General features: G+C 34.3%; 11 protein-coding genes. All 11 read right to left on the bottom strand.

What is annotated here, in order from left to right:
* Window position 1: 1 nt before the first annotated feature.
* Window positions 2-724, bottom strand: a complete 723-nt coding sequence (locus tag HQN62_RS05575) for a cell division protein FtsQ/DivIB (protein WP_116796056.1) — start codon at window positions 722-724, stop codon at window positions 2-4.
* Window positions 711-2,060 (bottom strand): UDP-N-acetylmuramate--L-alanine ligase, encoded by a 1,350-nt coding sequence (gene murC, locus HQN62_RS05570; protein ID WP_173503617.1) that lies wholly within the window; start codon window positions 2,058-2,060, stop codon window positions 711-713. The genes HQN62_RS05575 and murC overlap by 14 nt, the downstream gene beginning before the upstream one ends.
* A 76-nt stretch (window positions 2,061-2,136) precedes the next feature.
* A complete protein-coding gene (murG, locus tag HQN62_RS05565; protein ID WP_173503616.1) occupies window positions 2,137-3,228 on the bottom strand; it encodes an undecaprenyldiphospho-muramoylpentapeptide beta-N-acetylglucosaminyltransferase in 1,092 nt (363 codons plus the stop codon).
* A gap of 80 nt (window positions 3,229-3,308) precedes the next feature.
* Window positions 3,309-4,628, bottom strand: a complete 1,320-nt coding sequence (locus HQN62_RS05560) for an FtsW/RodA/SpoVE family cell cycle protein (RefSeq protein WP_116796059.1) — start codon at window positions 4,626-4,628, stop codon at window positions 3,309-3,311.
* Between the two features lie 86 nt (window positions 4,629-4,714).
* The gene (gene murD, locus HQN62_RS05555; RefSeq protein ID WP_116796060.1) at window positions 4,715-6,046 is read right to left on the bottom strand and encodes a UDP-N-acetylmuramoyl-L-alanine--D-glutamate ligase; all 1,332 of its coding nucleotides are present in this window, start codon (window positions 6,044-6,046) and stop codon (window positions 4,715-4,717) included.
* A 1-nt stretch (window position 6,047) separates the two neighbouring features.
* Window positions 6,048-7,277 carry a phospho-N-acetylmuramoyl-pentapeptide-transferase gene (gene mraY / locus HQN62_RS05550; RefSeq protein WP_116796061.1) on the bottom strand — a complete coding sequence of 410 codons (1,230 nt, stop codon included), beginning with the start codon at window positions 7,275-7,277 and terminating at the stop codon, window positions 6,048-6,050.
* A gap of 6 nt (window positions 7,278-7,283) precedes the next feature.
* Window positions 7,284-8,747: a UDP-N-acetylmuramoyl-L-alanyl-D-glutamate--2,6-diaminopimelate ligase gene (locus tag HQN62_RS05545; protein ID WP_173503615.1), complete on the bottom strand. Its 1,464-nt coding sequence runs from the start codon at window positions 8,745-8,747 to the stop codon at window positions 7,284-7,286.
* Window positions 8,744-10,747: a penicillin-binding protein gene (locus HQN62_RS05540; protein WP_116796063.1), complete on the bottom strand. Its 2,004-nt coding sequence runs from the start codon at window positions 10,745-10,747 to the stop codon at window positions 8,744-8,746. The genes HQN62_RS05545 and HQN62_RS05540 overlap by 4 nt, the downstream gene beginning before the upstream one ends.
* Complete coding sequence (locus HQN62_RS05535; protein ID WP_116796064.1) at window positions 10,738-11,085, bottom strand: FtsL-like putative cell division protein; 348 nt, start codon at window positions 11,083-11,085, stop codon at window positions 10,738-10,740. Before HQN62_RS05535 ends, HQN62_RS05540 begins: the two co-directional genes overlap by 10 nt.
* Window positions 11,086-11,089: 4 nt before the next feature.
* Window positions 11,090-11,998 (bottom strand): 16S rRNA (cytosine(1402)-N(4))-methyltransferase RsmH, encoded by a 909-nt coding sequence (gene rsmH, locus HQN62_RS05530; protein WP_173503614.1) that lies wholly within the window; start codon window positions 11,996-11,998, stop codon window positions 11,090-11,092.
* Window positions 11,973-12,446: a division/cell wall cluster transcriptional repressor MraZ gene (locus HQN62_RS05525; protein WP_116796066.1), complete on the bottom strand. Its 474-nt coding sequence runs from the start codon at window positions 12,444-12,446 to the stop codon at window positions 11,973-11,975. Before HQN62_RS05525 ends, rsmH begins: the two co-directional genes overlap by 26 nt.
* Window positions 12,447-12,540: the final 94 nt, after the last annotated feature.

Below are 12,540 nucleotides of genomic sequence, written 5' to 3'. Positions count from 1 at the left end.
ATTATTTTGTGCAAACTACTTGTTCCGTAAATCTGAGATCTATTTTTTTATACTTATCCAAAGAACCATCCAAACTTACTTTTTGAAAAAAAGCTTTATAGTTTTGGAATTTACGTTCTACATTTATCAAACTACCAAAATCAATTTGATAATTATAATTTCTATTGAGCATTAATAAGCTACCATTAGGCATAATTTGTATACCAATGATGTTTTTTCTCAAAAACGCATCATCATAAATTATCTTAAATAATTTAAATAAATCTTTGTTGTTTTTCTTGTTTATCTCCCCAGAAACAAGTGGAACTCGAGCTGTAAAATTCGCTGACAAAGGCATGGTATCACCCTCACTGTCAATATAGAAAGAACCCTCATCATTAAAGACTCTAGCTATAGGCGTCTTTTGTTTCACAACTGCTTTTAGAACACCATCGATACTCACATACACATCTGCCTTCTCGATCATTTCTTGAGCATTTAATACTTGCTCCAATTTATTCAAATCTAGCCTATCTTTTCTTATGGTTTTAGCATCCGAATTATTTTCTATCAACAATTTATTAACCGTTTCATTTTTTAAATAAAGAGAGTTTTCGCCTACAAAAACAACTTCAGATTTAGTTAATTTTCTCTTAGAATTTCGTTTGGATGTAAACGAAAAAAGAAAAATCACCAAAACAAACATCAGTAATAATCTTATATTATTCCAATTAAAGACTTTCATACAATGCTTTTTTAATTGAAGGAACCATTTCTCCCAAATCTCCTGCACCAATTGTTACAATAACACGCGCATCATTAGCCAAAATCTCAGCAATTAAATCTTCTTTGCTAACAATTTTTTTGTGATCATTTGTCATTTTATCCATTAACCATTGTGAATTAATACCTTCCATAGGCAATTCACGGGCTGGATAAATTTCCATCAAAAAGACTTCATCAAAAGCCGACAAACTTTTAGCAAAATTATCTGCGAAATCTCTTGTTCGACTGAATAAATGCGGCTGAAAAACAGCTAACACTTTTTGACCCGGATACAATTCTCGAACGGCTTGATGAACGGCATTAATTTCAGTTGGATGATGTGCATAATCATCAATATATACTAAATTATCTTCTTTAATTTGATACGAAAAACGTCTTCTGATTCCCTTAAAAGAAACCAAAGCTCTGGCAATAACATCGGTTGGGGTGCCGTATGTTATTGCCATCGCTAATGCCATTAAAGCATTCATTAAATTATGCTTACCTGGCAATCCGAAACGCAAATCTTTAATGAGTTCGTTTGGGGCTTTAACATCAAAAACATAACTACTATTTTCTATTCTTACATTGAAGGCTTCAAAAACTGCGTCTTCATTAACTGCACAAATCACCCCTTCGATAGGTAATTCATTGGTTATAAAAAGCTTGCTTTTATCTTCAACTTTATTTGCAAATTCTACAAATGATTCTTCAATTGCTGCACTCGTACCATAAATATCCAAATGATCAGCATCCATAGAAGTTATACATGCAATATTTGGGTGTAAATGCAAGAAGGAACGATCAAACTCATCTGCTTCAACAACGGTAACTGTTTTACCGGTTCCAATTAAATTAGAATCATAATTCTCAACAATTCCACCAATAAAGGCCGTCACATCAGCTCCACTTTCATATAAAATATGCCCTAAAATACTTGAAGTTGTTGTTTTTCCATGAGTACCAGCAACCGCAAAACAAAAAGTATCTTTGGTAATAATACCCAAAACTTCTGCTCTCTTTTTTACTTGATATTCTCTTTCCAAAAAATAATTCCACTCCGAATGTTTAACAGGTACTGCCGGTGTAATTATTACCAATGTATTTTCAACATAATAATCACTTGGAATTAGATTAATATTATCTTCAAAATGAATATCAATCCCACTTTCAATCAATTCATTGGTAAGAATGGAAGGCGTTTTATCATAGCCGGAAACTTGTTTTCCGATAGTTTTGAAATAACGAGCCAAGGCACTCATTCCGATGCCTCCAATTCCTATGAAATAGACGTTTTTTATTTGATTTAAATCCATTTTATTTCTTATTTTAATTTATCCAGATTATCCACTTCCATTCTACACATTCGACATACTAATCGATTCATTAACTTTATTTTTTAATCAACTTAACAATTGCATCGACAATTTGTTCAGTCGCTTTTGGCTTAGCCAATAATTTAATATTTTCACTTAATTGATCTTGCTTCCCTTGGTCTTTTATCAACGATTCAAAAACTAAGCTAAAATCTTCATCCAATTGTGATTCTTTAAGCAAAATAGCTCCTTTCTTATTTACTATTGCCTGTGCATTTTTAGTTTGGTGATCTTCGGCCACATTAGGCGAAGGAATAAAAATCACTGGCTTACCAACAATACACAACTCCGAAACAGAAGAAGCCCCGGCTCTCGAAATAACTATGTCTGCAGCGGCATAAACTAAATCCATTCTTTCGATAAAGGCAACTACTTGTACATTATGCTTAATATATTTTTTATAATCCTCTAAATAAAATTTCCCACATTGCCATATCACTTGCACATTTAAAGAAAGCAGATTAGCCAATTCTTTTTCGATCAATTGATTAATTCTTCTGGCGCCAAGGCTACCACCAAGAACCAGCAGTGTTTTCTTGGATGGGTCCAAATTAAAATATTCGATAGCTTCTTTTCTTTTGTCTTGTATATCCAATAAATCTTGACGAACTGGATTCCCCGTCAAAATCATTTTTTCTTTCGGAAAAAAACGCTCCAGATGATCATAGGCAACACAAATGCTATTCGCCTTTTTACTCAAAAGTTTATTAGTAATCCCCGGATAAGAATTTTGTTCTTGGATTACGGTTGGGATATTCATGCTATTGGCCATTTTCAATAATGGTCCACTGGCAAATCCACCTGTACCAATAACAACATCCGGCTGGAATTTTTTTATAATTTTTCTAGATTCCCATAAACTATTCAATAATTTGAATGGGAACATTGCGTTTTGAATTGTTAGTTTTCTTTGTAGACCAGCAATCCAAAGACCTTTTATTTTGTAACCCGCTTGAGGCACTTTTTGCATTTCCATTTTGTCTTTGGCACCAACGAACAAAATTTCAGCATCGGGAAAACGAGACTCCAATTCATTTGCAATTGCAATTGCAGGATAAATATGTCCTCCTGTCCCACCTCCACTCAAGATAAATCTATGTTTTGCCATTTTGAAAAAATTTCTAAGTTGCTTCTTTTAATACTAAATTGTAACGAACTGTATTATTTTAAAATATCTAATAAACCCAATTATTTCAACACCGCATCCATTGGGTTTGTTGAATTATCCGTAATAGAATAACCGCTTGTGTCAAAATTGTCATTTACATTTTTAAAATCTGCTTCCTCAAGATCTGCTTCCAATTCTCTATCTATAAGTTTTTGAAGTATTTCTTCTCTTTTTTCTTTTTCTAATTTTTCCTGTGCAATTTCCTCTTCTTTCTTGGTCACGCTCAAAATAATTCCGAGTCCGAAACAGGTCATCCAAATCGAACTACCTCCACTACTTATCAAAGGCAATGTTTGTCCTGTAACTGGCAATAATTCCACCGCAACTGCCATATTAATCATGGCCTGAAAAATCATTGGAAAGCCTAAACCTATTACCACTAATTTTCCAAAGAGCGTATTCGCCTTATGTGAGGCAACTACAAATCGGAATAACAAAAGAAGGTACAATATTAGAACCCCCAAACCTCCAACAAGTCCATATTCTTCAACAATAATGGCATAAATAAAATCGGAAGAGGACTGTGGCAAGAAATTTTTCTGAACACTTTTCCCTGGTCCTAAACCATATAATTGACCTGAAGCAATAGCAATTTTAGCCTTTTCTATTTGATAATCATCCTCGTCTGCTTTATTACTTGTAAAATTCTCAATACGACTTTGCCAAGTCCCTACCCTACTGAAAAATTTAGATTCAGGAAAAGCTTTTGACATTAAAAAAAACAAAAACAAAATCACAACTCCAGAACCTATGATAAAAAATATGTACTTCAAAGGATATCTACCTATAAAAGCAAGCATAACTACCATTGCAAAAATTAAAGCCGTGGTCGAAAAATTTGCCGGCAGAATAAACATCAAAGTTATAAAAACCGGAGTCCATAGCTCCCATAAAGAGGACTTGAAAGTAATAGGCGTCTCTCTGGTTTTAGATAAATAACGAGCAACAAAAATAAACAACATAATTGCCGCCAGTGTAGAAGTTTGAAACGACAACCCGATGAATGGAATCTGAATCCATCGACTGGCATTGGCACCTGCAATCACAGTTCCTTTAACCAAAGTATAAGCCAATAAAATCCAAACTACAGGCAATCCCGCTTTTGAAATGGCTCTGAAATAATGATAAGGAATTTTATGAACCCAATAAATAATTAAAAAACCAATACAGATATGGGCAAAATGCTTCACCAAATAACCCAAAGTATTCCCAGTACCATGCCCTAAATAAGCCAAATTACTACTTGCACTAAAAACTGGCATAAAGGAAAACAGGCCCAACAAGGCCACGAATGACCAAATGCCTTTATCTCCTTTTAGCTTGTTAATTAGTTCTTTCATGATAATCTTTGTTTGAAGGTTTATTTTGTTTAAAGTTTAAAGTTGAGTGACATCAACCTTAAACTTTAAACTTTTAAACTCTTTTTTTATAAATTCTTTACCGCTTGTTTAAATTGCTTTCCTCTGTCTTCATAGCTTTCAAACAAATCAAAACTGGCACATGCTGGAGACAATAACACTGTATCTCCTTTTTCAGATAAACGTTGGGCCATACGAACAGCTTCACTCATACTAGTTACTTCAACCATTATATCAACCACATTCCCGAAGGCATCAATAATTTTTTTATTATCAACTCCTAAACAAACAATTGCTTTTACTTTTTCACGAACTAACGACATTAATTCATGGTAATCATTTCCTTTATCAACTCCTCCCACTATCCAAACAGTAGGTGTGTTCATACTGTCTAAAGCGAAGAATACTGAATTTACATTAGTAGCTTTTGAATCATTGATATATTGAACATTCTGAATCTTCAAAACTTTTTCCAAACGATGTTCAACACCTTGAAAATTAGATAAACTCTCACGAATCGTTTCTTTTCTTATTTGCAAAATTTTTGCAACAGAAGTGGCTGCCATAGCATTCTTTAAATTATGTTTTCCTTCTAATGCAATGTATTCTGTGTCCATTGTAAACTCTTCTTGGTTGATCTTTACTTCCATTTTGTTATTTTTTATATAAGCTCCTTCAGTAAATTCGTCGGTTAACGAAAAAGGAATTAATTTGGCTTTAACTTTATTTTTACTCAACCATTCTAAAATGGCTTCATCATTTGCATCGTAAATAAGGAAATCTTCCTCCGTTTGATTCATCGTGATACGAAACTTAGACTCTATGTAATTTTGATATTTGTACTCATATCGATCTAAATGATCAGGACTAATATTCGTTATTATAGCAATGTCTGGTCTGTAATCCACAATTCCATCTAACTGAAAACTGCTCAACTCAATTACATAAAAATCATAATCATTATCTGCGACCTGCCATGCAAAACTTTTACCTACATTTCCGGCTAACCCAACATTCAATCCTGCCGTTTTCAACAAATGATGAGTAAGCATTGTGGTAGTTGTTTTCCCGTTACTACCTGTTATTCCGACCGTAAAAGCTTTGGTAAAAGGAGCGGCAAATTCAATCTCGGAGATTACCGCAATACCTTTACTTTTTAATTGCTTCACAATTGGTGATTTATCAGGAATACCGGGGCTTTTCATAACCAAATCGGCATTCAAAACTAAACCCTCAGTATGTTTTTCTTCTTCCCAAGCGATGCCGTTTATAATTAACACCTCTTTATAACTGTCTTTTATCTTTCCAAAATCGGAAACAAAAACATCATAACCTTTTTTCTTACCGAGAATAGCAGTACCAACACCACTTTCTCCTCCCCCTAAAATCACTAGCCTCATACTATCTCAGTTTCAGTGTAACAATTGATAAAATGGCCAGCATGATAGCTACTACCCAAAACCGCGTCACTATCTTACTTTCATGATATCCCTTCTTTTGATAATGATGATGCAGTGGTGACATTAGAAAAATCCTTCGCCCTTCTCCAAAGCGTTTTTTAGTATATTTAAAATAGCTTACTTGCAAAACAACAGAGAAGTTTTCAACCAAAAAGATTCCACACAATAAAGGAATTAGCATTTCTTTTCGAACAGCAATTGCTAGTACCGCAATAATTCCTCCGATAGTTAAACTTCCTGTATCTCCCATAAAAACAGATGCTGGGTAGGAGTTGTACCAAAGAAAACCAATCAAAGCACCGAGAAATGAAGCTATAAAAACAGTCATCTCACCCGAATTGGGTATGTACATTATGTTTAGATAGTTTGAGAAAATAATATTACCCGAAACAAATGTGAAAATCGCTAATGCAAAAACCGAAACCGCAGAAGTTCCTGCAGCCAGACCGTCAATACCGTCAGTTAAATTGGCCCCGTTTGAAACTGCTGTGATTATAAAAATGACGATTGGAATAAAAACCAACCAAGCCCATTTTTCATACCCTTCGCCTGTCCAAGCTAATAATTCGGCATAATCAAATTCATTATTTTTGAAGAAAGGAATTGTAGTAGCAGTTGATTTTTCCTCCATTGAAGCTGGTTTAACAACAGTTTCTGTAGTTTGTTTAAAAATATCAACCTTACCTGTATCGGTTCTAACGGTAACGGCAGGGCTGAAATACAGAACTGACCCAACAATTACTCCTAGTCCAACTTGACCAAATACTTTAAATATACCTTTAAGACCTTGTTTGTCTTTCTTAAAAATCTTAATATAATCGTCAATAAAACCAATAGTTCCCATCCATAAGGTGGTAACTATCAATAAAACAATATAGATATTATGCAGTTTAGCAAAAAGTATCACAGGAACCAAAGTCGCAAATATGATAATGATACCCCCCATTGTTGGTGTACCCGCTTTTTCATTTTGTCCAGCCAACCCCAATTCACGAACTGTTTCCCCCACTTGCTGTCTACTTAAAAAACCAATTATGCGTTTTCCATAAATGGTAGACAATAACAATGATAACATCAATGCCAAGGACGATCTAAAGGTGATGTATTGAAAAACCCCTGTACCAGGAACATCCATTACTTTGTCTAAATATTGAAATAAGTAGTATAGCATATTGTTTTATTTTAACAGTTGATCTAAAATCTCTTTTACATTTTTCATGTCATCAAAATCATGACGTACCCCTTTGATTTCCTGATAGGTTTCATGCCCTTTACCAGCAATCAATATAATATCATTTGGCTGTGCCAATTGACAAGCTGTTTTAATCGCTTGCAGCCTATCCGTAATCGACAAAACTTTTTTGAAATTTTGAGATTGAATCCCTTTTTCCATTTCTTGAATAATGGCTTCCGGCTCTTCGTTTCTAGGATTATCCGAAGTCAAAATTACTTTATCACTTAATTCTGTGGCGATATTGGCCATAACAGGACGTTTTGCAGTATCTCTGTTACCTCCACAACCCACAACTGTTATTAATTGTTCATTATTGGTTCGCACATCGTTAATGGTATTCAAAACATTTTCGAGTGCATCTGGTGTATGAGCATAATCTACTATAGCCGTTATGTTTGTATTGGAAACAATATATTGGAATCGTCCAGAAACACTTTCCAATTCTGACATCAATCGCAGTACTTCCAAACTGTCCAGCCCTAATTCTACAGCCGTCCCATATATTGCCAACAGGTTATAAGCATTAAAAGTTCCAATTAATTTCACCCAAACTTCATTACCATTTATTTTCAACAACAAACCAGACAATTGATTTTCCAGAATTTGTGCTTTATAATCGGCATAAGTTTTTAGAGCATAAGTAAGTTTTTTGGCAGCAGTATTTTGAAGCATTACTTGCCCATTTTTATCGTCGATATTGGTAAGCGCAAAAGCATCACTTGGTAAATGATCGAAAAAAGATTTTTTTACATCTCTATATTCCGCAAACGTCGGATGATAATCTAAATGATCATGGGATAAATTAGTAAATATTCCTCCTCTAAAATGCAAAGCCTCAGTTCGCTTTTGGTGAATACCATGCGAGCTTACCTCCATAAAACAATATTCAACACCAGCATCCACCATTTCCTTGAGGAAAGAATTTATAGTTATAGAATCTGGAGTAGTATGGGTTGCTTTATATTCTACATCATCAACTAAAATCTTCACAGTAGAAAGCAAACCTACTTTAAAATCTGCTTTTTTAAACATTTGATATAACAGAGAAGCAATAGTTGTTTTACCATTCGTTCCTGTAATACCAACCAATTTTAGCTTTTGCGATGGATTACCAAAATAATTGGCAGCCATAAAAGCCAAGGCGGCATTGGTGTCTTTCACACACACATAAGTCACTCCATTTTGCAGACTAGCCGGAAGCGTATCACAAATAACCGCTGTAGCACCAAGTCCAATTGCTTTTTCAATAAAATCATGCCCATCTGAAATAGTCCCTCGAATCGCAATAAAAACGTCATTTTTTTCTACTTTTCTAGAATCAAAATTCAATTGGTTGATAGCAATTTCGGTAGAACCCGTTACAGATTCTATCGCTACTTTATATAATATGTCTTTTAGTATACTCATGATAATTCCAATAGAATTGATGAATTTTTTACAATACTTTGTCCCGCTTGAATGGATTGTTTTTTTACTTTCCCAATTCCAATAGCTTTAACCTTTAAGCCCAAATTCTCCAATAACGCAACTGCATCCATTCCTGACATTCCTTTCACATTTGGAACAGAATTTTGCTTTTTCTGCATTTTTACATAATAGGCATTATAACTGCTCTCTTGTTTTGGATTAGGATTATCTAATTTCTTAATCACATTCGTAGAAGGCGTATCTGTAAATATTTTTTGGGCTATTCTCTTAAAAACTGGCCCAGCAACATCGGCACCATAATAATCATTACCAGAAGTATTAGGTTTATGAACCACTACAATACAGGAATACTTAGGACTATCAGCTGGAAAATAGCCTACAAAAGAAGAAACATAATGTTTATCTTTTCCTCCATTTGCCGCATAATTTGCTTGCGCTGTCCCCGTTTTACCTGCCATAGAAAAATCTTTGGAATACAATTTTGACCCTGTTCCTTTTTTTACCACATTAACCAAAACTGCTCTTACTTTTTTTAACGTTTCAGGAGAACAAATCCTTGGATTCATAACTTCTGTATCGTATTTTTTTATGGTCTTATTCCAAGCTTTGATTTCAGAAACTAATTGTGGTTTTACCATTACTCCATTATTAGCAACAGCATTATAAAAGGTTAAAGTTTGCAAAGGTGTAACCGAAACTCCATATCCGAAAGCCATCCACGGAAGTGAAATGTTAGACCAATTTTTATCTGTCGGTTGCGGAATAACTGGCCTTCCTTCACCCTTAAAAGCCAATCCTAGTCTCTTATTTAAACCATAGGAATTAATATGATTCACAAACTTCGTAGGATTGTTTTTGTAATTATTATAAACGGCTTGAACCATTACTGTATTCGAAGAAACTTCAAATCCTCTAGCCAAAGATATTTTACCATAACCTCCTTCATGAGAGTCTCTTACTTTCCTTCCTGAGTAAATAACAACTCCACCGTGACTATCATATACAGTACTTGTATCCGCAACTTTATCTTCTAAAATCGACATCAAATCAACTAATTTAAAAGTAGACCCTGGCTCATGGGATTCAGCGTAAGCATAATTAGTAGTTTCATAATAACTACCATCGGTTGCTCTTCCTAAATTTGAAATGGCTTTGATATGACCTGTCTTGGTTTCCATAACAACTACGCAACCATGATCTGCTTCGTATTCTTCCAATTGTTTCAACAAAGCATGATGTGCAATATCCTGAATATAAACATCTATCGTTGAGATAACATCATATCCATCTTGTGGTTCTACTTCATTTACATCACGGATAGGTTTCCATTGCCCTTTAGCAATTTTTTGTTTTAATATCTTTCCGTCTTTTCCGTTTAGGTATTTACTATACGCCCACTCGATCCCTTTTCCGTCTGAATATCCTTCAGGCATTTTTCTTTCATAACCAATAGTACGCTCAGCTATGTGGCCAATTGGATGTTCTCTAACTGTTTTTTGCTCAATTATAATTCCGCCCTTATAAGCTCCCAAATTAAATAACGGAAAGCCTTTTATTTTCATATATTCAGTATAACTCAACTTTTGAGCCACCAAAAAATATCTGTTTTTATGCGCTCTCGCTCTTCTTAATTCACTTTGAATTGTACTGCTGGATTTTTTAAGTAACATTCCCAATGAATCAGACAGCAATTTTACATTTTTCTCAAAAACTTCTGTTTTTGGTGCAACAGCATCAAAACGAATTGCATAATTAGGAATTGAGGTTGCCAAAAGGCTTCCATCAGCTGAATAGATATTACCTTTATTTGCAGGAATAACAAAATTTCTAACTGTTCTTTCTTTAGCTAATTCTCGGTAATGATCTCCATCAACCCATTGAATATTAGTTAACTTAACAGCAATAGCAATTGCCATCAAAAAGATGAAAACGGCAACCAAGTAGGTTCTATAGGATATATATTTATCTTCTACTGCCATATTCTTTCTAAGAAATTTTTCTCTTTAGGTTCTTCAACTTCTATTTTAACTGGAGGAACGGTTGATGGGAAAATTTGTTTTTCTTCCATCTTAGCCGAAACCGTAGATTCCATTTTGAGTTTCATCAACTCAGAACGTCTGTCTACAAATTCAGAACGCAACTCTTTTACTTTATTGGTCAATTCAACAATCTTAAATACTTTTTGTTCGTAACGCTGTGTATTGGCAATCATTATTATAGCAAGTAAAATCACAAAGACAATAAAGCGCCAATTTTTGACTGCGTTATCATCTATAAGAAACTGTGCTTTTAATATGTTATAAATTCCACCTTTCATTTTATTACTTTTTCTCAGCAATTCTCAACTTAGCACTTCTGGCTCTATTGTTTATTTTGATTTCTTCGTTATCAGGAACAATTAATTTTCCGATAGTTTTAAAAGGAACCGAAAAATTTCCATAAAAATCGCGCTCAGGCTCTCCTTCGAACATTCCATTTTTTATGAATCTTTTTACCAATCTATCTTCTAATGAATGATAAGAAATCACACTCAATCTTCCTCCTGGTTTCAAAATTTCAAGGGATTGTTCCAAAAACTCTTTCAAAACATCCATTTCTTGATTTACCTCAATACGAATCGCCTGATAGATTTGAGCCAATATTTTATTTCGAACTCTTTCAGGCAAATATTTCGCCAAGACTTCTTTCAATTCATCTGTAGTTTTGATTAATTGATGCTCTCTAGCTTCTATAATTGTTCTGGCCAAAGCTGGTGCATTTTTCAACTCTCCATAATCCAAAAACACTCTTCTCAAGTTGGCATCATCATATTCATTTACTACTCGATAGGCATTCAAATCATTTTTTTGACTCATTCTCATATCCAGTCCGGCATCAAATCGAGTCGAAAAACCTCTTTCAGGCACATCAAACTGATGAGAAGAAACTCCCAAATCTCCCAAAATACCATCGACTTCTTTTATACCATAAAAACGCAAAAACCTTTTTATAAATCTAAAATTTTCGTTAATAAGCGTAAATCTTTCATCAGGCAAAGCATTTGCTAAAGCATCTTCATCTTGGTCAAAGGCAAACAATTTACCATTTGGCCCCAGCCTACTCAATATTTCCTTTGAATGACCACCTCCTCCAAAAGTTACATCCACATAAACTCCGTCTGGGTTTATATTCAAGCCATCTACCGAAGCATGTAGCAATACTGGATTATGATATTCCATTGTCGTCGTCATTTAAATTACCCATTACTTCCTCGGCTAAATCCGCAAAATCAACATCTGCACCGTCTATTGATTTCTCATACAAATCCTTATCCCAAATTTCTACAATATTAACTGCAGAAGAAAAAACCACATCTTTATCAATACTGGCAAAAACCACTAAATCTTTAGGAACCAACAACCTACCCAATGCATCAATTTCTACCACTTTTACACCAGCCGTAAAACGACGGATAAAGTCATTGTTTTTTTTTACGAAACGATTAAGTTTGTTGATTTTTTTCATCATCAAGTCCCACTCTTCCATAGGATACAATTCCAAACAGGGCTGAAATACAGAACGCTTCAAAACAAAACCGTTTTGAAGCGAGGAAGCCAATTGCTTTTTTAAGGGGGAAGGTAATAAAACCCGTCCTTTTGCATCGACTTTACACTCATATGTTCCTATAATTGTGTCCAAGTGAATAGTGTTAATTGTATAAAGCAAAAATATATAAAATTTTACCACAATTTACCACTATATACCACTTTGTTAATAAGTTTAACCACTTTTA

Source organism: Flavobacterium sp. M31R6 (assembly GCF_013284035.1).
Taxonomy (GTDB): domain Bacteria; phylum Bacteroidota; class Bacteroidia; order Flavobacteriales; family Flavobacteriaceae; genus Flavobacterium.
This window is presented reverse-complemented; position numbering and strand designations above follow the sequence as displayed.